Consider the following 21,513-nt stretch of genomic DNA (forward strand, 5'->3'; position numbering starts at 1 on the left):
CGTTCTCAGCGGCGGACGTGCAGGGGGATCCCCGCGGCGACGTCGAGGGCGTCGGCCTCCGGGTCGCGGCCGACCCCGAGGATCGGCTCCAGGATGCTCTCCACGGCGCGGGTCACGAACGCCTCGTCGAGGGGGAGCTCCCTCTGGGCGGCGTGCTCGACGGCGAGCGCGTGGACGGCGCGGGTCACGAACGCCGCGTCGTAGCGGACGGGCGCGGCCTCGCCCCTCGAGACGGCCCGGCGCACCACGACGGTCAGTGCCCGGGTGCGCTCCGCGTGCGTCGCGGCGTCGAAGGCGCGCCAGATGTCGGGGTCGCGGGAGATCGCGGCGATGACGTGGCGGAACTCGGCGGCGGGGTAGCCGATGGGGCTCACCCACATGCGGACCAGCTCGCAGAGATCGGAGCGGAGGCGCCCGGTGTCCGGGATCGTCGTGTCGACGTCGAAAGCCGCGACGGCGTCGCGCACGAGGGAGCGCTTGTCGTCCCAGCGGCGGTAGAGCGTGGCCTTGCTCGCGCCCGCCCTCTCGGCGACCCGGTTGAGCGTCAGCGCCTCGATGCCGATCTCGGCGATCAGCTCCTGCGTCACCCGCAGCAGCTTGCCCTCGAGCAGGGGGTCGCGGGGGCGACCGACCCTGCGCGCGCCACCTGAATCCACACCCGAATCCTAGTGCGCGGCGTCTCGTCGACCCCGAGGCCTCCGGGGCCGCTCCCTCGATGCCGAGCGGGTCGGATCAGTCGACGGACGGGTCAGTCGTTCTCCACGACGAAGTCCCACTGCGCGACGACCGAACGGCCGCCGGGAGCCCAGCGGAACACGCCCTCGCCGACCTTCATCACGGTGCGGAGCTCGAAGGTCGCGGTGGCGCCGCGGTGGAGGACGGCAGGGGGTGCCGGCCTCCCCGCGACGGGGGCGAGTCGGTAGACGTTGCCGAGCTGGTCGAGCGTCGTCATCTCGGTCGTCCGGAGCGGGACGTCGCGCGTCGCCCCGGAGAGCGTGATCGTCCACGTGCAGGTGGTGGTCTCGTGCTGCACCGGGAGCCCCTCGCCGGGGACGACGGGGCCCACGACGGTCGCCGACACCGTACCTCCTGCGGGGAGCTCCACCGTCACGGCGTCGCCCTCGGTGGTGAGGGCCGGGCGGCCGACGCTCCCCGTGAGGACGCTGTCGGACGTGATGGAGTCCTTCGGGAGGAACGACGGGAGTCCGCCGTACGTGTCTGGCGGTGCGGGCGGAGCCGCCTGCGTGCAGCCGACGAGGGCCACGGAGGCTCCGAGCGCGACGGCGACGAGGAACGCCCGAGGGGCGGCTCGACGCACGAGCCGCCCCCGGGATCCTCGCGTGGTCACCATCCGTGCCGACCGGTGGACGCGTTGTTGAAGACGTCGCGGCCGAAGGGCATCAGCCCCGACTCGGCGGCGAAGCCGATGTGTCCCTTGCCGTCCACGCCGCCCGACACGGTCCCGCCGGGGATCGCCGCGTGGTCGTGACCGGCCGACACCTGGAAGATGTCCTCCATCGTGCGGAGCCAGCTGTAGTGGTCGTAGTTGACGGTCGATACCGTGCCCGGCTTGATGAGCGGGCTGATCAGGACGCTGCCGGTGTCGCCGCCGCCGGGGGTGGCGTCGGTGGCGTCGTAGAGCGGGTCGGCGGTCTGGCCGGCGCTGGGGAAGCCCGGGGCTCCCTCGGCGCTCAGGGTCACCTTCGACACGGCACCGGTCGGGGTCACCGGGTCGCCCGTCGAGTCGACGAGCTGGAACGAGCCGGAGACCGCCTTGCCGGTCGGCGAGCCGACGGCGTTGGGGCCGGTGTCGCTGACGGTTCCGACGAAGGTGTCCGCCGGGATCGGGCTCGTCCCGCCGGGGCCGGTCGCGTCAGCGGTGTCGACGACCTGGCGACCGGTGTCGTTCGCCACGATCGACTGGTCGAGGACGAAGGGCGACGCGGTGGAGGCGAGCGCGGTGTCGGTGCGCGCTCCGGGCGTGCTGCCCGAGCCGCCGCGGACGATGTTCGGAACGCAGTTGGCCGGCACGAGCGTCGGCGTCGTCTGCGTGCACACGGGCGGCCGGTCGATGAAGGCGTTGTTGCCGGGGCCCGGGTAGAGCTGGTGCCCCAGCGAGTCGGTCCCGAGGGTCGCGTTCGGGCCGGTCGGCTCGGTGGCGACGTTCTTGCCGTCGATGTTCTCGCCGGCGCGGTCGGAGACGAGGCCGGAGGAGGCGTTCGGCTGGTCACCGAGGGTGGGGCCGTAGGCATTCGCGTTGTTGAAGCTGTTGCCCGAGTAGGTGAAGGGCGGGTTCGCCTCGTCGAAGGTGACGTCGATCAGGCCGCCGTCCTTGAACGCCGCCGATCGCTCGATCATCGGGATGTAGTACTTGAGGAAGAGGTCGGAGGCGTAGAGGCCGCCGGTGTAGTTGACCGGTGTCGTCGTCTGCGGAGCCGGGGTGCCGCTCTGGTAGATCGGCTGTCCGTCCTTCGTGAACGACCCGGACAGGTTGTTGCCCTTGCAGACGGCGTCGTGGGCGTCGGAGCAGTTGTTGGGCGTGATCCAGCTGAACGCCGGGGTCGTCTTCTCGCTCTGGAGGTCCTTGAAGAGACCGTGGTTCGCGGAGTCCAGGTTGGCGATGTGGTTCGCGTCGCAGTCGGAGCCGCCGCCGCGCGGCGTCGTGAGGGCAGGAGTCGCGGTGCCGTTCTTGTCGATCCCGCCGGTCATGCTGGCGAACCAGGGCATCGGGAAGTGCTTCGCCACGTACTGGTCGTTGGCCTGGGCGCCGGTGAAGCTCGTGACCCCCGCCGGCAGCGGGTGCTGCGCGGTGGCGCTCATGAACGTGGGGTTCGTCGTCGGGTTGTTCCCGGCGGTGCCGGGGGCGCCGCAGACCGCGTCCTCGCGACCGGGCTGGTTGCCCAGATCCTGCGCGTAGCCCTTCCACGACTTGCCGGCCGCGTCGAACTGGTTGAAGAGCGTCGGGGTCGTGGTCGGGTAGGTGCAGCCGTTGCTGCCGTCGGGCGCGTTGGCCTTGCTCGGCTGGGCGGCGTTGGCGAGCGAGGCGACCTGGCCCCGGTTCACGCCCGGCTTCGTGATCGTGCTCGCGGTGCTGCCGAAGTTCGTGTTGGCGACGTCGCAGTCGGACTGCGTGTCGGCCTGCGGCCCCTGGCCGGAGACCATGGAGATGTAGTTGTCCATGCTGTAGTGCCCGGTGCCGTAGTAGTTCTTGAGCAGCACGCCCTGGCTCGGCAGCGTCTTCCAGAGGTAGCTGTTCTGGTTGAGGCCCGTGAAGGTCGCGTCGTACGACTTGTTCTCGAGGATGATCAGCCACACGTGCTTGACCTGTCCCGGCCGGAGCCCCGTGCTGGTGATCGTCGTTCCCGACTGTCCGCCGTGCTCGACCTTCGCGTTCGCCGCGGTCGAGACCCCCACGATGCCAGCGGCCGCGAGGCCCACCGCTGCGGCCGCCGCGACGATGCGGCGCCTCTTCGTCTTCGCCCTGCCCATGATCTGCATAGGGATGGTCTATCAATCCGCAGGGTCGTCGAACGCGGTCGCCGGGTGAACAGGAGATGAATCTGCGCGATCTGCAGCTTTTCTGCGGCTGCAGGATGTCCCGACGCACGATTCCGGCCCTCGGGACGAGAGTTAAGGTAACTTAACTCATCATGACCGACGTACGCATCGACGCGACACCGCCGACCGAGGGTGCTGAGGGGGCGACGCGCACGAAGGCCCCCGAGCGCCGGCTCCTGCACCTGCTCGGCCCCGCCTTCGTCGCGGCCATCGCCTACGTCGACCCCGGCAACGTCGCCGCCAACATCAGCGCCGGCGCCGGCTACGGCTACCTCCTGGTCTGGGTGCTGGTCGCCGCCAACGTCATGGCCGTCGTCGTCCAGTACCTCTCCGCGAAACTCGGCCTCGTGACGGGGCGGAGCCTGCCGGAGCTCCTCGGCGACCGGCTGCCGCGCCCGGCGCGGCTCGTCTACTGGGCCCAGGCGGAGATCGTCGCCGCCGCGACCGACCTCGCCGAGGTCATCGGCGGCGCGATCGCGCTGCAGATCCTCTTCGGGCTTCCCCTCCCGCTCGGCGGCCTCCTCGTCGGGCTCGTCTCCATGGTGCTGCTCTCGATCCAGTCCCGGCGGGGTCAGCGCCCGTTCGAGTTCGTCATCATGGGCCTCCTCGCGGTGATCGCCCTCGGCTTCCTGGCCGGACTCTTCGTGAGCCACACCGACTGGGGCGCCGCGGTCGGCGGGCTCGTGCCGCGGTTCGAGGGGACGCCGACGGTCCTCCTCGCGGCCAGCATGCTCGGCGCCACGGTGATGCCCCACGCCATCTACCTGCACTCCGGGCTCTCCCGCGACCGCCACGGGAGCGACCACGCTCCCGACCGGCTCCGGCGGCTGCTGCACGCCACCCGGGTCGACGTCGTGTTCGCCCTGGTGATCGCAGGGACGGTCAACGTCGCGATGCTCCTGCTGGCCGCCTCGAGCCTCTTCGGCGTCGACGGCACCGACACGATCCAGGGCGCGCACCGGGCCATCGTCGACGCGCTCGGGCCGACCGTCGGCGTCGTCTTCGGCATCGGGCTCCTGGCCTCGGGCCTCGCCTCGACCTCGGTCGGCTGCTACGCCGGGTCGACGATCATGGCCGGGCTCCTGCACGTGCGGATCCCGCTCCTGCTCCGACGCGGCCTCACCCTCGTCCCGGCCGTGGTGCTCCTCAGCACGGGCTTCGACCCGACCCTCGCCCTCGTGCTCAGCCAGGCGCTCCTGAGCGTCGGCATCCCGTTCGCGCTCATCCCCCTCGTGAAGTACACCTCCGACCATCGACTCCTCGGCGACTTCGCCAATCGCAGGAGCCTCACCGTCGTCGCGTGGGCGGTGACCGCCGCGATCGTGGGGCTGAACGTGGTGCTCCTCGTGCTCACCGTCACCGGCGCGGCCTGAGCCGCTCCCCCGCTACTCTCGGCACGTGGACATCGATTCGATCACCCCGGTCGCCCAGGACTTCGTCAAGGCGATCTGGTCGGCCACGGAGTGGGGCGACCCGCCGATCACCACCAAGGAGCTCGCGGCCCGATTCGGCACGACGCCCGCCAGCGTGACCGACACCGTCCGCCGCCTCGCCTCCCAGGGGCTCGTCGACTACGAGCCCTACCGCCCCGTGACCCTGACCGAGCTCGGCGCCTCCTACGCCGTCGCGATGGTGCGGCGCCACCGGCTCCTGGAGACCTTCCTCGTCACGACCCTCGGCTACGGCTGGGAGGAGGTCCACGACGAGGCGGAGCGGCTGGAGCACGCGGCGTCGAACGCCCTGATCGAGCGGATCGACGCCCTGCTCGGGCATCCGGCCGCCGACCCGCACGGCGACCCCATCCCCGAGGCCGACGGCCGGACCACGATGCGCCCGGGGGTCGCCCGCCTGGCCTCCGCTCCCGCCGGCGACTACCTCGTCGTCCGCGTCTCCGACCGCGATCCCGATCGGCTCGACCGCGCGGCGCAGCTCGGTCTCGTACCGGGAGCCGGGGTCACCGTCGCCGCAGCCCCGCTGCCGGACGTCGCCGACGCCGTCTGGGTCGTCCCGGCCGTGGCGGGAGCCCCCTCGTGACCTGGGCGGGAGCCGCCTCGTGACCGGGGCGGGAGCCGCCTCGTGACCGGCGAGGACGGCCGCCGGGTCTCGCGGCGAGCGCTCATCGCGGGTGGGAGCACGGCCGCGGGCCTGGGGATCCTCACCCTCGCGACGGGCGTCGCCGTCGACCAGCGCATCCTGCCGGGGCGGTCGCGCCTCTACCGGGCCCTCGGGCTCGACGGCGACGCGGGCGTCGTGCCCACGGCGTCCGGCGGCCACCTCGTCTCCGGCTCGTTCCGGTCGACCCACCGCGGGGGTCGCACCGTCGGCTGGTCGATCGCCTACCCGCCCGGGTCGACGCCCGGCGACCCCCTCCCCGTCGTGGTCGTGCTGCACGCCTACGGCGGCAACCACGGCAGCGCGTTCGGCAGCCGTCTCGGACTCGACCACTTCCTCGCGCAGTCGGTCGAGAGGGGCGGACCGCGATTCGCGATCGCCGCGGCCGACGGAGGCAACACCTACTGGCACGCCCGATCCAGCGGCGAGGACGCCGCGGCGATGGTGACCGACGAGTTCCTCCCGCTGCTGGCCGAGCGCGGCCTCGACACCCGGCGCATCGGTCTCTTCGGCTGGTCCATGGGCGGCTACGGGGTCCTGCGGCTCGGCGGGGTGCTCGGTGCCTCGCGCGTCGCGGCCGTCGTGGCCGAGAGCCCCGCACTCTGGCACACGGCCGCGCAGGCCGCCGGGCCGGCCTTCGACTCGGCGGCGGACTTCCGCGCCAACACCGTCTACGGGCGGCAGGAGTCGCTGGCCGGCGTCGCCGTCCGGGTCGACTGCGGCACCGGCGACGGGTTCTGCCCCAACGCCCGCGACTACGTAGCGGGATTCGCCGCGGCACCCTCGGGCGGTTTCGAGCCCGGAGCCCACGACCTCGACTACTGGCGTCGGATGGCGCCCGCGCAGCTCGCGTTCCTCGGCGCGCACCTGGCCTGAGGCGCGACGTTCCGTGCGACGCGCGACGTCGGGACGTCGCGCCTCCCGCCTACTTCTTGGCGGTGCAGGTCTGCTGCGATGCGTCCTGTCCCGTCGCCGTGCTCGGCAGGACCGCGGCACTGGAACTCGGGGAGGGGGACGCCGAGCCGGAGGGGGACGCCGAGCCCGTGGCTCCTGCGGCGGGTGTCGTCGCGGAGGGGGCGGGAGTCGCGGTCGCCCCCGGCGCCAGGACGGCGGACTGGCCGAGGCTGTCGGGCGAGAGCTGGATCCGCTGGTTGCTCTGCAGGGCCTGCTTGAGCGCCGCGACGCCGGCCTCGTCGGGGACGAGGCGGTTGGGGTCCGCGGGATCGTCGACGCTCGGGTACTGGAGGAAGACGATGTTGGAGAGGCCGATCGCCCGGATCGCCACGCCGATCTTGACCAGGGTCGCCGCGTCGAGCGTGTTGGACAGCTCGACGTTCTTCAGCGCCGTCGATGCCAGCCCGTAGAGCTTGACGGGGTTCGTGAGGACGCCGCCGTTGACGATCTGCCGCATCATGCTCGACATGAACACCTGCTGGTTGCTGATGCGCGCGGTGTCGCCGCCGAACCCGACGCCGTGGCGCGAGCGGAGGAACGCGCCGGCCTCGGCTCCGACCAGCGGGACGTTGCCCGCCGGGAGGTCGAGCGCCGGGGTCACGTTGTCGTCGACGAGAGGCGTCGCGAGACAGACGGTGACGCCGCCGATCGCGGTCGACATCGACACGACGCCGTCGAAGGTGATGAGCGCACCGTAGTTGATCTGGACCCCGGTCAGCTCCGACACGGCCGCGGCCGCGCAGGAGAGACCGAGCTTGTCACCGCCGCGATCGAGGGCCGTGTTGAGCATCGCCTGGCTGGTCGCGGGCGTCGTTCCGCCCTGGTCGTTCTTGCAGGCGGGGAAGGCCACCTCGAGGTCGCGCGGCAGGCTGATGACGGCCATGCTCGTGTGGTCCTTGTTGATGTGGATTAGCAGGTTGGTGTCGTTGTTCCCGGCGCCGGAGGAGGCGGCCTGGTTGGCGGCGTCCTGGAAGCCGGCGCCCTGGCCGGTCCGGGTGTCGGTCGCGACGACGAGCATGTTGACCTCGCCCGAATAGGCGCTGATCTCCGGGGCGGCGGTGGCCTTGCCCGACGGCCCCATCACCTGGAAGGCGACGGCCGGCTTGCCCTGCCGGAAGACCTGCCACGTCGCGATCGCCGCGACGGAGGTCGCGCTGACGAGGACGACCGCCATCACGATGCCGATCAGCCCGAGCGCGTGCCGCGCAGGATGCCCGCGCCCGAGTCGCCCGTGGCGCGCGATCGGCGCCCTGCTCCCCTGACCGGTCTCCTCGGACATGCGGCGCCCTGCCTTCTCGCTCTCGCGGGCGCTCCGAATCCGGGCGCCCCTCGCCCGCATCCTGACACACGGGTCGATACCCGACCTGGGAACCGTCGGGGCCGCGTGAGAACGCTCGAACGGCCCCGGATCGTTCGACGGGGCCGTTCGGTGGTGCGGGGGCGGGCGATCAGACGCCGGCGGTGGACCGGATCCAGCCGGCGCTCTGCGCCAGGACGGCGTAGTTCGAGCCCGCGTTGACGTTCGCGCCGGGGTCGGCGCTGTCGCCGGTCGAGCAGACGCCCACGATGGCTCCGCCGACGACGAGCGGGCCGCCGGAGTCGCCGTGGTTGGAGGCGCCGTCGACTCCGGTGAGGTGCTGGGCCGTCCCGCCGTAGGCGTCGGTCGAGCGGCCGGTCAGACGGACGGTCGCCTGGTAGAGGCCGGTGGAGGGCGTCGCATTCGCGCGCAGCCCGTAGCCGGAGACCACGCCGGTGCCGGAGGACTTCGTGGTGTAACCGAGGTCGAGGGTCGGGTAGCTCGACAGGGGCGAGCTGACCGAGAGGTGCACGAGGGCGATGTCGCCCGCGGGAGCCGAGTAGAGCGCGTCGGCGGCGACGGCCGGGCCCCGGTTGCTGGTGCTGTTGCTGTGGTAGACGTTCATGGCGGTCGTGCCGTCGACGCAGTGGTTCGCCGTGAGGACCCAGTCGGCGTTGATCTGCTCGCCCGTGCAGCCGTAGCTCCCGCTGCCCTGCTGGAAGATGAGCTGCACCTCCCAGGGGGTCGCCGGCGCCTGAGTGCCGCCGCCGATCCTCGGCGCGCTCGTGGTGGAGCCGGTGCCGACGGGGACGGCGTTCGCCGTCGTCGAGAGTCCGAGGGTGCTGAGAGCGAGGGTCGCCGAGACGGCGGCCACTGCGAGAATTTTCTTCACCTGTGGATGACCTTTCGAGTGCCTGATGGGCGCTTCTGCGCTCACGGAGACTCTCCGCCACCCCCGTTCGGGGGGGCAAGTCAGCACTTCGGTGGGACTTTCTGTACCCCGTCCATCATTCGGGGGACAGCCTGGTCCGGCTGTCGAAGGACCATCGGCCTCACCGCCAGGAGCGGGATCGCGACGCTGCAGAGCGGGCCGATGGCCACGGCGAACACGACCGTACCGACGCCGACGTTCCCTCCGAGGAGCCAGCCGGCCAGGAGGGCCGAGCCCTCGACGAGGGTCCTCGCGAGCCAGATCGGCAGCCCCAGGCGGTGGTGCAGGCCCAGCATCAGGCCGTCGCGCGGTCCGGCTCCGAGGCCCGCCCCCACGTAGACGCCGGTGGCCGCGGCGAGCAGCAGGATGCCGAACCCGAGTTCCGCGACGCGCACCGGCATCCCGGCCACCGCCGGCAGCACGGCCAGCGTGGCGCCCGCGGCGGTGCCGACGAGCAGCACGTTCGCGACGGTCCCAATGCCCGGGCGCTGCCGCAGCGGCCACCAGAGGAGGAGCACGGCCGCGCCGATGACGTTCGTCGCGACTCCGAAGGGCAGACCGGTCAGCCGCGCGACCCCCTGGGCGAACACGTCCCACGGGCCGACGCCGAGGCCCGCCTGGACGATGAAGCCGATCGCGACTCCGTAGAGAGCGAGCCCGACGACCAATCGGATCAGGCGGCGCGGGTCTGGTCTCAGCCGATCGAACATAGGAAGAGCCAATCGGCCCCCGGCCGATCTGTCCAGAGGCCAATCCACCTAGACTGGCCTCATGCCGCATCGCCTGACCGCCCGCGCCACCCGGGAGCTGCTCGGCGAGTGGACGAGCGACGAGCCGATGCAGGCCGCCCTCGCCGCCCGCATCCGGGTGCTCCTCCTCGACGGACGGCTCTCCGCCGACTCGCTCCTGCCCGCCGAGCGCGAGCTCGCCGCGGCGCTCCGCGTGAGCCGGACGACCGTCTCGGCCGCCTACCGCCTGCTCCGGGAGACCGGATTCGCCCGCAGCCGCGTCGGCTCCGGGACGACGACGGCCGTCCCGCGCTCCGAGACGCCGCGCGACGGCGACCCGCGCGGACTGATCGACCTGACGAAGGCGTCGTTCCCCGCGACGCGCCTCCTCGAGGGCGCTCTCGAGCGGGCCGCTCTCGACCTGAGGCCCCTCCTGCCCACCTCCGGCTACGACACCTACGGCTTGCCGTCGCTCCGGCGGGCCATCGCCGACCGGTACACCGAGCGCGGTCTGCCGACCGGGCCGGGCGAGATCCTGGTGACGACTGGGGCGCAGAGCGCCATCGCCATCGCTGCCCGCGTCCTCGCCGACCGGGGCGATCGCGTCTACGCGGAGAGCCCCTCCTATCCGCACGCCTACGACGCTCTCCGCTCGGCGGGCGGGCGGCTGATCACGAGCCCGGTCTCGGCGACCGACGGCTGGGACCTCGACGCCCTCGAAGCCGCCTTCCGCCGGAGCGGCCCGACCCTGGGCTACGTCATGCCCGACTTCCACAACCCGACCGGCCGGAACCTGTCGACGGCCGGGCGGCACCGCCTCCTGGAGGCCGCCTCGGCGGCGGGCACGATCCTCCTCGCCGACGACACGACCGCCGAGCTCAGCATCGACCGTGTCATCGACCATGCGCCGCTGGCCGCGCTCGCTCCGGCTTCCGGGGCCACCGTCGTCCACATCGGCTCGGCGAGCAAGATCTTCTGGGGAGGTCTGCGGATCGGCTGGATCCGCGCGTCGGAGCACCTCGTCGACCGACTCGCCGCGGCCCGCACCTCGAGCGACCTCGCGAGCCCCGTCCTCGAGCAGCTCGTCGTCGCGCGCCTCCTCGAGGACGTCACGGAGGTGCTGGCCGAGCGCCGCCTCCAACTCGCCGAGGGTCGGGCGACCGTGGCCGAGGCGGTCCGGCGGCACCTGCCCGGCTGGACGATGCCCGAGACGCTGGAGGGCGGCCTGTCCGCCTGGATCAACCTCGGCGCGCCCGTCAGCTCGCAGCTCTCGTTCGCGGCGAGGGCGCGCGGCATCCTGATCACCGCGGGCCCGCGATTCGGCGTCGACGGAGCGTTCGAGACGTTCCTGCGGGTGCCGATCATGCAGGATCCTGCGCTGCTGACCCACGCCCTCCGTGTGTTCGGCGAGATCTGGCCGACCCTCGACCGGCTGCCGCGCGCGGCCGCCGAGAGCGTCTCGGCCGTCGCCTGAGGGAGAGCGCCACGAGGGGATCCGGCCAGAAGAAACGGCCGGATCACGAGGGGATCCGGCCAGAAGAAACGGCCGGATCACGAAGGGATCCGGCCAGAAGAAACGGCCGGATCACGAAGGGATCCGGCCGGGAGGCACGAGCGGAGACGGTGGGATTTGAACCCACGGTGCCCCGTAAAGGGCACTCCACCTTAGCAGGGTGGTGCACTAGGCCGAACTATGCGACGTCTCCAGGCGCTCGACGAGCGAACGCACGCCCACAACTGTAGCGGACCGGCGGCGCGGTTCCCACTCGGCGGGCCGGGCATCCTGCGGTCTCCCCTCGTGTCGGCATTAAGGCCCACATTTTTGCCCCCCGATTTGGGTGAAAGTGTCCCCTTGTCCTCCATAATGCGGACCCATAGAGTTGCTGCACAGCCCGTTCCACCCGCGGCGGCCCCGAAGCCTCGAAGAACCCGAATCTCTTCGAGTCTCGCCGACGAACGGACATTCCACCGCGCATCGTCGCGCGGCACGCAGCGCCCTGCGAGGTCGTACACCCCTGATCCCGGCCTCGCAGGGTCCCGCTCGTCCACCACCCCTGGGTGGGCGAGCGACCTCCAGGCCGTCCCGAGAGCTGGTTACTCTCGGGGCGGCCTTCTCTCTAGAACCGGTAGGCCACCGAGCAGGTCCGGTCGGCGGCCGTCTGACCGGTGAGCCCCTCGATGGCGGTGGTGCCCGCCGACGCTCCCGGCGCCGGCGTCGTCGACGCCGAGCCGCTCGCGGAACCGGTGGCGACCGGCGCGGGGGCGGCGGACGAGGGGGCAGGAGCAGCCGCGCCGCTCTGCGTGGTCTCCGACCCGACCCCGGTGCTCCCCGGGGTCAGTCCGAACGGCCTGTCGGCCCGGATGGCGTCGAACAGCCGGCCGGCCGTGGCCGTGTCGGGCTGGACCTTGCCCGAGTACACGCCCGTGCCCCCGGTCGAGCCCGGGTACTGCACGAAGTTCACGTTCTGCAGCGGGAGGTCCTTCAGGGCGAGACCGATCTTCGTCATGGTGTCGAGGTCGTTGAGGCTGTTCGACAGGGTCATGTTGCTCGCGGCGGCGCGGGCCAGCTTGTACAGCTTGGTCGGGCTTGCGAGGACCCCGCCGGACTTGATGGTCCGGAGCATCGACGACAGGTAGACCTGCTGGCTCGAGATCCGGCCGAGGTCGGAGCCGTCGCCGATGCCGTGGCGCGAGCGGAGGAAGGCGAGGGCGTCGGCGCCCTGGAGCGTGGAGGACCCCGCGGGGAGGTCGAGTCCGGTGTAGCGGTCCGTGACGGGCTCGTTCACGCAGACCGGCACGCCGCCGATCGCGTTGGTCATCTCGATGACGCCGTTGAACGAGATGAGCCCCGCGAACGGCACGTCGACGCCGGTGAGCTGCTTCACGGTCTGGACGACGCAGTTGAGGCCGCCGTCCTCGTAGGCGCTGTTGATCGGCTGCGCCGACATGGCCGGGGTGGTGCCGGAGCCGTCCTCCTTCGGGCAGCTCGGGATCGGCACGACGAGGTCGCGCGGGATGCTGACGGCCGTCGCGTTGCTGTGGTCGGCGGACACGTGAAGCAGGATGTTGACGTCGTTCAGCGTCGCGTCGCGCTTGCCGAACGAGTCGCCCTGCTTCACGTCGTTGTCCGTGCCGACGATGAGGACGTTGAAGCCGCCCTCGTAGGCGGTCAACCCCGGGGCCTGCTTCGCGGCCTTCGCCGTCTCCTCGCCCTGGAGGGCCACGCCCTGGCCGAGGTCGTCGGAGACCTGCTTGAGCGCGATGGCCCCGACCGAGACGCCGCTCACCAGGAGCACGGCCACGGCGACCCCGACCGACCTCAGCACGGCGCCGAAGGGGCGAGGGGTCGCGAGTCGCCCGTGCCGGGCGATGCCCTCGGGCGAGGGTGCGGGCCGTGCGACGCGTGCGACGCGTGCGAACCGTGCGGCCCGGGGGCTGCGAGCGTCCCGAACGGCTCTGGCCGCCCGTCGGGGGCTGTCGGTTCCGTGACGCGGGTCGCTCACGGGTGTCCTCTCGGTCGGTGACACGGCGCGCGGACGACGACTGTCAGCGGGTGAGACTGACGCGACGGCACCGGTCGGCAATCGGGCAAGGTTCGACAGGGTGCCAGAAGCTCCTGGGAGTTTCCGGCCAGCGGGGCGGGGACGGCGCGGTCTCGAGAGACGCCGGCCACGGGCATCCTGCGGGCCCTGTCGGGAGTCGCCGGTGCGGCGTAGCGTTGCCCTGGTGAATCGACCAACTGCGGCAACCGTCGGGGAGCTCCGCGCCTCGGGGCACGAACTGAAGACACTGCGGGCCGAGATCCGCGACAACCTCCTGGCCTTCCTCCGGGAGGGCCGCGATCCCTGGCCGGGCCTCCACGGATTCGAGTCGACGGTGATCCCGCAGCTCGAGCGCGCGCTGATCGCCGGGCACGACATCGTCCTCCTCGGCGAGCGCGGGCAGGGCAAGACCCGGCTCCTGCGGACCCTCTCGGGCCTTCTCGACGAGTGGTCGCCCGTCATCGCGGGATCGGAGCTGGGCGAGCACCCCTTCGAGCCGATCACCGTCGAGAGCCGTCGCCGCGCCGCCGAGCTGGGCGACGACCTCCCCGTCGAGTGGCGACGCCGCGAAGAGCGCTACGTCGAGAAGCTGGCGACCCCCGACACGAGCGTGGCCGACCTGATCGGCGACGTCGACCCGATGAAGGTCGCCGAGGGCCGCAGCCTGGGCGATCCCGAGACGATCCACTTCGGGCTCATCCCGCGCAGCCACCGCGGCATCGTGGCGATCAACGAGCTGCCCGACCTGGCCGAGCGGATCCAGGTCGCCATGCTCAACGTGATGGAGGAGCGCGACATCCAGATCCGCGGCTACGTGCTGCGTCTCCCCCTCGACGTCCTCGTGGTGGCGAGCGCCAATCCGGAGGACTACACGAACCGCGGGCGCATCATCACGCCGCTGAAGGACCGCTTCGGCGCCGAGATCCGCACCCACTACCCCACCGAGCTCGAGGACGAGATCGCGGTGGTCCGGCAGGAGGCCCAGCTCACCGCGCTGGTCCCCGACCACCTCGTCGAGATCCTCGCCCGGTTCACCCGCGCCCTCCGCTCCTCCCCGTCGGTCGACCAACGCAGTGGCGTCAGCGCACGATTCGCCATCGCCGGAGCCGAGACCATCGCCGCGGCCGCCATCCACCGCGCCACACGCCAGGGCGAGCCGGAAGCGGTGGCCCGCCCGATCGACCTCGAGACCGCGGTCGACGTGCTCAGCGGCAAGATCGAGTTCGAGTCGGGCGAGGAGGGCCGCGAGGACGAGATCCTCGACCACCTGCTCCGCACCGCGACGGCCGAGACGGTGCGCTCGCACTTCCGCGGCATCGACTTCGCCCCGCTCATCGAGGCTCTCGACGGCGGCGTCATGGTGACCACCGGGGAGCAGGTGTCCGCGCGCGACTTCCTCGCGGGGCTGCCCTCCCTCGGGGAGTCCGAGCTGTACGACGAGATCGGCGACCGCCTGGGGGCGACCTCCGACGGCGAGCGGGCAGGAGCCATCGAGCTCGCTCTCGAGGGCCTCTACCTCTCGCGCAAGGTGAGCAAGGAGAGCGGCGGAGGCGAGGCCGTCTATGGCTAGGTCGAACCGGCGCCTGCGCCGCGACGCGCAGTACGCCCGGTACGCGGGCGGTCCGGATCCGCTGGCGCCGCCGGTCGACACCGCCGAGGCCCTCGACGCCATCGGTCAGGACGTCATGGCGGGGACCTCCCCCGAGCGAGCCCTCCGCGAGTTCCTCCGCCGCGGCGGTCGCGATCAGTCGGGTCTCGACGACCTCGCGCGTCGCGTCGCCGAGCGTCGACGCGAGCTGACGCAGAAGAACAACCTCGACGGCACCCTGCTCGAGATCCGCGAGTTGCTCGACAAAGCCGTCCTCGAGGAGCGCAAGCAGCTCGCCCGCGACGTCACGCTCGACGACGCGGACCGCACGCTGTCCGAGATGCAGCTCGACAGCCTCCCCCCGTCCACCGCCGCCGCCGTCAGCGAACTGAGCGATTACGCGTGGAAGAGCGCCGAGGCCCGGGCCGACTACGCGAAGATCAAGGATCTCCTCGGACGGGAGATGCTCGACCAGCGGTTCGCCGGGATGAAGCAGGCCCTCGAGAGCGCCACCGACGCCGACCGCGAGGCCATCACGGCCATGCTCGACGACCTCAACGAGCTCCTCGACGCCCACGCTCACGGAACCGACAGCCAGGAGCAGTTCGACGACTTCATGGCCGAGCACGGCGAGTTCTTCCCCGAGCGACCGGAGAACATCGACGAACTGCTCGACGCCCTCGCCTCGCGGGCGGCCGCCGCCCAGCGGATGCGCAACTCGATGACCGAGGAGCAGCGCGACGAGCTCGACGCCCTCGCTCAGCAGGCGTTCGGCTCGCCCGGCCTGATGGATTCCCTCTCCCGGCTCGACGACACCCTCCGCTCCCTCCGACCCGGCGAGGACTGGGGCTCCTCCGAGCGGATGGACGGCGAGCAGGGCCTCGGACTCGGCGACGGCACCGGCGTCTTCCAGGATCTCGCCGATCTCGACCAGTTGGCCGAGCAGCTGGCGCAGTCGAGCCAGGGCTCGCAGCTCGACGACCTCGACCTCGACCGGCTCGCTCGGCAGCTCGGCGACGAGGCCGCCGTCGACGCGCGCACGCTGCAGCAGCTCGAGAAGGCGCTCCGCGACTCCGGCGCCATGAAGCGCGCCTCCGACGGGAAGCTGAAGCTCACCCCCAAGGCGATGCGGCAGCTCGGCAAGGCCCTCCTCCGCGACATCGCCGACACCATGTCGGGTCGTCAGGGCGCCCGCGACCTGCGGCGCGCAGGAGCCGCGGGCGAACGCTCCGGGGCCACGCGCGAGTGGGCCTTCGGCGACACCGAGCCGTGGGACGTCACCCGCACGGTCACGAACGCGATCACGCGCGAGGCGAGCGAGCGGGCGAGCGGCGGGGGCTTGCCGGCGGGTGGCGCGTCGGCGGGGCCGGCGGGTGGTGCGTCGGGTGCTGCGTCGGCGCCGGACCGCGGCTCCCGCGTCCGGATCGAGATCGGGGACGTCGAGGTCCAGGAGACGGAGGCGCGGACGCAGGCCTGCGTCGCCCTGCTCGTCGACACGTCGTTCTCGATGGCGATGGACGGCCGCTGGGTGCCGATGAAACGCACCGCGCTGGCCCTCCACACGCTCATCACGAGCCGCTTCCGCGGTGACGACCTCCAGTTGATCGCGTTCGGACGCTCCGCCGAGGTCATGGACATCGAGGAGCTCGTCGGCCTCGACGCGATGTGGGACAAGGGGACGAACCTTCACCACGCGCTCCTGCTGGCGAACCGCCACTTCCGCAAGCACCCGACGGCGCAGCCGATCCTGCTCATCGTGACCGACGGCGAGCCGACCTCGCACCTCGAGCCCGACGGCGAGGTCTACTTCAGCTACCCGCCCGACCCGCTCACCGTCGCCTACGCCGTGCGGGAGCTCGACAACTCCCTGCGGCTCGGAGCCCACACGACGTTCTTCCGGCTGGGCGAGGACCCCGGGCTGGCGCGCTTCATCGACTCGATGGCGCGTCGCGTGGGCGGCTCGGTCGTCGCGCCCGAGGCGGACGACCTCGGGGCGGCCGTCGTGGAGTCGTACCTCGGATCGAGGCAGGGGCGGGGCGGCCCGGGCGGGGGCGACGGCGGGTTCTCGTCGATGTTCGGGCGCGGCTGGGGGTTCTGAGCGAGGTCGAACGCGACGGGCTGCGGCTCAGGGCCTTAGAACAGCGGCCAGGGCACGGCGGGCATGTGGCCTCGCGGGGCCGGGAAGGTGCCGTGGTCGAGCAGACGATCGCACCGGTGGGCGAGCGTGTCGATCTCGCGCTCGGTGAGGAGGTCGGCGAGTGCGGCCCCGAGGTCGCCGGCGAGATCGGCCCGGACCCGCTCCACCCCCGCGCGTTCGTCCGCGTCGAGGTCGGCGCCGAGCCAGCCCCAGAGGACGGTCCGGAGCTTGTGCTCGACGTGGAACGTGAGGCCGTGATCGACCCCGTGGCGGTGTCCGCCCGGAATCGCGAGGATATGCCCGCCCTTGCGGTCGGCGTTGTTGACGACGACGTCGAACACGGCCATCCGGCGGAGAGCCGCGGAATCCTCGTGGATCAGGGTCACCGGCTGGTCGTCCTCGTCGCTGCCCTCGAAGACGTGGCGCCATCCGGACTCGGGGACGTCACCGGGGGCGACGAGATCGACGGTCTGCTGCGCCGGGTCGGCATCCTGCCAGAGCTGCACCATGCCGGGGCCGAGGGGGCCGTCGCGGAGCCAGGTGCGAGGCACGACGTCCCAGCCGAACGACTCGGAGACGAGGTAGGCGGCCCGCTCCCGGTCGGCGAGGGTTCCGTCGGGGAAATCCCAGAGCGGCTTCTCACCCGCGACCGGCTTGTAGACGACCTCCACACCGGCGATCCGGCCGAGGAACGTCGCGTTCGAGGCGATCGTGACGCGGGCCGTCAGGTCGAGGGTGCCCCGCTCGAGCTGGTCGTCCGTGGCTCCGGCCGCCGCTGCCATCAGAGGTCGTCGGGCAGGATGCAGGTGTGGCCGTCGGGGTCCATCGGCATGCCGCAGCGCGGGCACAGCGGCCGCCCCGCTCCGACGACCTCCAGCGTGCGCTTGGCGAACGCGCGCGCGGTGCCCACGGGGATGCGCACCTGGAGGATCTCCTCCGGCTCGGCCACCAGGAAGACGTCGGCGTCGTCGTCGACTCCGGTGGAACCGTCGCCGACCGATCCGTCGGCGCTCGATCCGTCGGCGCTCAATCCATCGGCATCGCGGGAGAAGGCCTCGAGATCGAAGGCATCGCTGTCGAGGGCGACGGCGTCCGACTCCACCGCGACCTCCACGATCGGGAACGCCTCGATGACGACCTGCGCGGTCGAGGGATCCCAGCCGAGACTGATCGCCCCGATGCGGAACTGCGCCTCGACCGGCTCGTCGAGCGGGTCGTTGTCGACGAGCTCGACCGGCGTCGAGGCCGGGATCGTGACGGGGTTACCCTCCGCGACCATCAACTCGTCCAGGATCTCGTCGATCTTCTGGGCGAGCAGAGCGGACTGCTCCTTCTCGAGCGCCACGCTCACGACACGGGAACCGTCACGCGCCTGAAGGTAAAAGGTGCGCGCCCCGGGGCGACCAACTGTGCCGACGACGACCCGGTCGGGCCAGTCGAAGTCGTGAACTCGAGTGGGCATGAGCCCATCCTACGAGCGGTCGGCCGCGCGGGTCACAGGGTGCGCACGTGGTTCAGGCGGGTCCGGCGCCGCCGCCGACCGGAGCATCGGCGACCGGTGGCGCGGCCTTCAACCACGAGAGGTCGCCGGAGTCGGAGTTGGTCGACACGACCTCGGGGCGGCTCGTGCCGTAGCGCACGATCGACAGCGACGCGGGACCGACGCTGATCCGCTGGAACAGGTCGAGGTGCATGCCGAGCGCGTCCGCGAGGATCGACTTGATGATGTCGCCGTGGCTGACCGCCACCCAGACGGCTCCCGGACCGTGCTCGGTCTCGAACGCCGCGTCGAGCCTCCGGATCGCCGACACCGACCGGGACTGCATCGTCTGCATCGACTCTCCCCGGGGGAAGACTGCCGCCGACGGCTGAGTCTGCACGACGGACCACAGCGGTTCCTTGGCGAGATCGCTCAGCTTGCCGCCCTGCCAGTCGCCGTAGTCGCACTCGGTGATCGCTCGTTCGATCGACACCGCGGGACCGTCGGCCGGCTGCCGCTCCAGGATCGCGCGGGCGGTCTGACGGCACCGCTCCAGCGGGCTCGACACGACGCCGACGAGGGGCACGACGCCGAGCCGCTCCCCCGCCCGCACCGCCTGCTCCCGCCCGACGCGATCGAGCTTCACACCGGTGGTCCGTCCCGCCAGGATGCCGGTGGCGTTCGCGGTGGTGCGTCCGTGCCGCACGAGGATGACTGTGGCCATGTCGCCAGCCTAGGCGGGTGGTGGTGTGCGTCCGTGTGGACTGCCTTCGACAGGTGGACACCGTGGGACATTCGCGGAGGGCGTGGGATTCGAACCCACGAAGGTTTTACCCTCACTTGTTTTCAAGACAAGCTCCATCGGCCGCTCGGACAGCCCTCCCGGCTGGCGAGCCTCGCGGGTCGCCGCCGGAGCCGAGTCTATCGGACGGCCACGAGCATCCTGCGGGCGTCGGCGCAGCCGGAATGACGACCGGGAGCGATGCCGCCGCGCGCGGTCAGAGCGTCGCGAGAACCGCCGCGAGGCCGTCGTCGACGTCGGACCCCGTCGTCTCGGAGGAGACCTCGATCACGTCGTCGGGAGCCTGCCCCATGGCGACGCCCCGGCCGCCCTGGGCCGCCCAGGCGAGCATGTCGATGTCGTTGCGACCGTCTCCGACGGCCATGACCCGGTCTGTGGGCACGTCGAGCCAGGTGCGGACGCGCTCCATCGCCGTCGCCTTGGTGACGCCGAACGGGGCGATGTCGAGCCAGGCGGTCCAGCCGACGTTGTAGGTGACCTTGTGGAGCCCCATGCCCTCGACGATCTCGAGGAACTCCTCGAGGCTGTGCGAGGGCGACATCACGACGACGCGCGTGGCGGACACTTCGAGGAGCTCCTCGAAGTCGACCTCGCGGCTGTTCGGCGCCAGGGCGACCTCCGGGAAGGCGCCCTTGTAGAGCATGAGACCGTGGGCGTCTTCGACCGCGTACCCGGCACCGTCGAGTCGACCGTTGATCGTGGTCAGCACCTCGGCGGGATCGAACTCCTCGACGTAGACCGCCGAGTAGCCCTCGGGCGCCTTCTCGTCGCGGCCCAGCGTGATGGCGCCGTTCGAGCAGACGACGTAGTCGGACGTCAGGCCGAGACGCTCGAGGACAGGGAGCGTCATCGCGACCGAGCGCCCGGTCGCGATCATGACCTCGTGGCCCTCGGTGCGGAGGCGCGTGATCTGGTCGACCACGGCATCGCTGATGTTGCCGCCCTCCGTCATGATCGTGCCATCCACGTCGAGGGCGACGAGCCATTTGGCCGATCCCGGAACCCCGGAGAGGGTCTCGTCGGGCCCCCGGCCCGAGCTCTCGGCCTGCAGTGCTTCGGCGTTCATCGAGTCGGTGCTCATCGAGTCGGCGCTCATGCGACGGGCTCCAGGATTTCGAGGCCGCCGAGGTACGGGCGCAGCGCCGCGGGAACGACGACCGAACCGTCGGCCTGCTGGTGCGTCTCCAGGATGGCGACGAGCCAGCGCGTCGTGGCGAGCGTGCCGTTGAGCGTGGCGACCGGAGCCGTCTTGCCGCTCTCGGTGCGGTAGCGGATGTCGAGGCGCCTGGCCTGGAACGTCGTGCAGTTGGACGTCGAGGTCAGCTCGCGGTAGGTGCCCTGCGTCGGGACCCAGGCCTCGATGTCGTACTTGCGCGCGGCCGACGAACCGAGATCGCCGGCGGCGACGTCGATCACGCGGTAGCTGAGCTCGCAAGCCTGCAGCATGCGCTCCTGGAACGAGACGAGCCGGTCGTGCTCGGCCTCGGCCTCGTCGGGGTGCACATAGCTGAACATCTCGAGCTTGTTGAACTGGTGGACCCGCAGGATGCCCCGATTGTCCTTCCCCGCGGCCCCGGCCTCCCGGCGGTAGCACGTGGACCAGCCCGCATAGCGGATCGGACCCGAGGACAGATCGAGGATCTCGTCCGCGTGGTAACCCGCCAGGGCGACCTCGCTGGTGCCGGTGAGGTAGAGGTCGTCGGCCGGCAGGTAGTAGACCTCGTCGGCGTGAGAACCGAGGAAGCCGGTGCCGCCCATGACCTCCGGGCGGACGAGGGTGGGAGTGATCAGCGGGACGAAGTCGTCGCGGATCGCCTGGTCGAGGGCCATGTTCATCAGGCCGAGCTCGAGGCGGGCGCCGACGCCCCGGAGGAAGTAGAAGCGCGAGCCCGACACCTTGGTGCCTCGCTTGATGTCGATCGCGCCGAGCTTCTCCCCGAGGTCGGCGTGATCCTGCGGCTCGAAATCGAAGGTGCGCGGCTCGCCGACGGTGCGGAGCGTCGTGAAGGCGTCCTCGCCTCCGGCCGGCACGCCGTCGATGACCGGGTTGGCGATCGCACGGATGGCCTGGTCGAAGGTCTCGTCGGCCGCCGAGGAAGCCGCGCTCGCCTCCTTGACGCGAGCCGCCAGCTCCTGCGCTCGGGCCACGAGTTCTTTCTTCTCGTCTTTGGGGGCCTTGGCCACCACCTTGCCGAACGCGTTCTGCTCGGCTCGGAGATCTTCGAAGGCGACGATGGCGGCACGGCGTGAAACGTCTGCAGCCAGGGCGACGTCGACCGCCTCGACGGAATCCCCGCGGGCCGCCTGGCTCTTCTTGATGAGGTCGGGGTCGTCGCGGAGCAGTTGGGGATCGATCACGAGACCATCCTAAGGAGTGCCGATGT

General features: G+C 71.6%; 18 protein-coding genes and 2 tRNA genes. 6 read left to right on the forward strand and 14 right to left on the reverse strand.

Going from position 1 to position 21,513, the window contains the following annotated elements; all coding sequences use genetic code 11:
* Nucleotides 1–5: 5 nt before the first annotated feature.
* From AS850_RS13035 to AS850_RS13045, 3 genes are all read right to left on the reverse strand, one after another.
* The gene (locus tag AS850_RS13035) at nt 6–656 is read right to left on the reverse strand and encodes a TetR/AcrR family transcriptional regulator (protein WP_119869508.1); all 651 of its coding nucleotides are present in this window, start codon (nt 654–656) and stop codon (nt 6–8) included.
* 92 nt (nt 657–748) lie between these two features.
* Nucleotides 749–1,348, reverse strand: a complete 600-nt coding sequence (locus AS850_RS13040) for a hypothetical protein (protein ID WP_123955515.1) — start codon at nt 1,346–1,348, stop codon at nt 749–751.
* Complete coding sequence (locus tag AS850_RS13045; RefSeq protein ID WP_119869510.1) at nt 1,345–3,498, reverse strand: phosphoesterase; 2,154 nt, start codon at nt 3,496–3,498, stop codon at nt 1,345–1,347. The genes AS850_RS13040 and AS850_RS13045 overlap by 4 nt, the downstream gene beginning before the upstream one ends.
* A gap of 152 nt (nt 3,499–3,650) precedes the next feature.
* Between AS850_RS13045 and AS850_RS13050 the strand changes: the two genes are divergently transcribed.
* Genes AS850_RS13050 through AS850_RS13060 form a run of 3 tightly spaced genes read left to right on the forward strand, consistent with a single transcriptional unit; the run spans nt 3,651 to nt 6,546 of the window.
* A complete protein-coding gene (locus tag AS850_RS13050) occupies nt 3,651–4,931 on the forward strand; it encodes an Nramp family divalent metal transporter (RefSeq protein WP_119869511.1) in 1,281 nt (426 codons plus the stop codon).
* A gap of 25 nt (nt 4,932–4,956) precedes the next feature.
* Complete coding sequence (locus AS850_RS13055; RefSeq protein ID WP_119869512.1) at nt 4,957–5,592, forward strand: metal-dependent transcriptional regulator; 636 nt, start codon at nt 4,957–4,959, stop codon at nt 5,590–5,592.
* 42 nt (nt 5,593–5,634) lie between these two features.
* Nucleotides 5,635–6,546: an alpha/beta hydrolase gene (locus AS850_RS13060; RefSeq protein WP_119869513.1), complete on the forward strand. Its 912-nt coding sequence runs from the start codon at nt 5,635–5,637 to the stop codon at nt 6,544–6,546.
* 49 nt (nt 6,547–6,595) lie between these two features.
* On the opposite strand, the gene AS850_RS13065 is transcribed toward AS850_RS13060, so the two are convergent.
* The 3 genes from AS850_RS13065 to yczE all read right to left on the reverse strand — a co-directional run bounded on the left by AS850_RS13065 (nt 6,596) and on the right by yczE (nt 9,562).
* Nucleotides 6,596–7,903, reverse strand: coding sequence for an LCP family protein (locus AS850_RS13065; RefSeq protein WP_119869514.1), 1,308 nt, complete (start codon nt 7,901–7,903; stop codon nt 6,596–6,598).
* A gap of 169 nt (nt 7,904–8,072) precedes the next feature.
* Nucleotides 8,073–8,813 (reverse strand): S1 family peptidase, encoded by a 741-nt coding sequence (locus tag AS850_RS13070; RefSeq protein ID WP_119869515.1) that lies wholly within the window; start codon nt 8,811–8,813, stop codon nt 8,073–8,075.
* 80 nt (nt 8,814–8,893) lie between these two features.
* Nucleotides 8,894–9,562 (reverse strand): membrane protein YczE, encoded by a 669-nt coding sequence (yczE, locus tag AS850_RS13075; protein ID WP_216819763.1) that lies wholly within the window; start codon nt 9,560–9,562, stop codon nt 8,894–8,896.
* 61 nt (nt 9,563–9,623) lie between these two features.
* Here yczE and yczR point away from each other — a divergent pair, with 61 nt between their 5' ends.
* Nucleotides 9,624–11,054, forward strand: coding sequence for a MocR-like transcription factor YczR (yczR, locus tag AS850_RS13080; RefSeq protein ID WP_119869516.1), 1,431 nt, complete (start codon nt 9,624–9,626; stop codon nt 11,052–11,054).
* A gap of 141 nt (nt 11,055–11,195) precedes the next feature.
* On the opposite strand, the gene AS850_RS13085 is transcribed toward yczR, so the two are convergent.
* Both AS850_RS13085 and AS850_RS13090 read right to left on the reverse strand, forming a co-directional pair.
* Nucleotides 11,196–11,286 (reverse strand) — tRNA-Ser (locus AS850_RS13085).
* A gap of 411 nt (nt 11,287–11,697) precedes the next feature.
* On the reverse strand, nt 11,698–12,906 hold the full coding sequence (locus tag AS850_RS13090; protein WP_236940717.1) for an LCP family protein: 1,209 nt from the start codon (nt 12,904–12,906) through the stop codon (nt 11,698–11,700).
* A 397-nt stretch (nt 12,907–13,303) separates the two neighbouring features.
* On the opposite strand from AS850_RS13090, the gene AS850_RS13095 reads away from it, so the two are divergent.
* On the forward strand, nt 13,304–14,692 hold the full coding sequence (locus AS850_RS13095) for a magnesium chelatase (RefSeq protein WP_119870321.1): 1,389 nt from the start codon (nt 13,304–13,306) through the stop codon (nt 14,690–14,692).
* Nucleotides 14,685–16,808: a vWA domain-containing protein gene (locus AS850_RS13100; RefSeq protein WP_119869517.1), complete on the forward strand. Its 2,124-nt coding sequence runs from the start codon at nt 14,685–14,687 to the stop codon at nt 16,806–16,808. The genes AS850_RS13095 and AS850_RS13100 overlap by 8 nt, the downstream gene beginning before the upstream one ends.
* Nucleotides 16,809–16,843: 35 nt before the next feature.
* Here AS850_RS13100 and AS850_RS13105 read toward each other — a convergent pair whose 3' ends face one another.
* The 6 genes from AS850_RS13105 to serS all read right to left on the reverse strand — a co-directional run bounded on the left by AS850_RS13105 (nt 16,844) and on the right by serS (nt 21,487).
* Nucleotides 16,844–17,629: an SCO1664 family protein gene (locus tag AS850_RS13105; RefSeq protein WP_119869518.1), complete on the reverse strand. Its 786-nt coding sequence runs from the start codon at nt 17,627–17,629 to the stop codon at nt 16,844–16,846.
* Entirely contained in the window at nt 17,629–18,309 is a 681-nt protein-coding gene (locus tag AS850_RS13110; protein ID WP_119869519.1) for a DUF3090 domain-containing protein, read from the reverse strand. Before AS850_RS13110 ends, AS850_RS13105 begins: the two co-directional genes overlap by 1 nt.
* 52 nt (nt 18,310–18,361) lie before the next feature.
* Entirely contained in the window at nt 18,362–19,051 is a 690-nt protein-coding gene (locus AS850_RS13115) for an MSMEG_4193 family putative phosphomutase (RefSeq protein ID WP_119869520.1), read from the reverse strand.
* Nucleotides 19,052–19,125: 74 nt separating this feature from the next.
* A tRNA-Ser gene (locus tag AS850_RS13120) sits at nt 19,126–19,210 on the reverse strand.
* Between the two features lie 115 nt (nt 19,211–19,325).
* Nucleotides 19,326–20,225 carry an HAD family hydrolase gene (locus AS850_RS13125; protein WP_236940718.1) on the reverse strand — a complete coding sequence of 300 codons (900 nt, stop codon included), beginning with the start codon at nt 20,223–20,225 and terminating at the stop codon, nt 19,326–19,328.
* Nucleotides 20,222–21,487, reverse strand: coding sequence for a serine--tRNA ligase (gene serS, locus AS850_RS13130; protein ID WP_119869521.1), 1,266 nt, complete (start codon nt 21,485–21,487; stop codon nt 20,222–20,224). The genes AS850_RS13125 and serS overlap by 4 nt, the downstream gene beginning before the upstream one ends.
* Between the last annotated feature and the right edge of the window lie 26 nt (nt 21,488–21,513).

The organism is Frondihabitans sp. 762G35 (assembly GCF_002074055.1).
Classification (GTDB): domain Bacteria; phylum Actinomycetota; class Actinomycetes; order Actinomycetales; family Microbacteriaceae; genus Frondihabitans.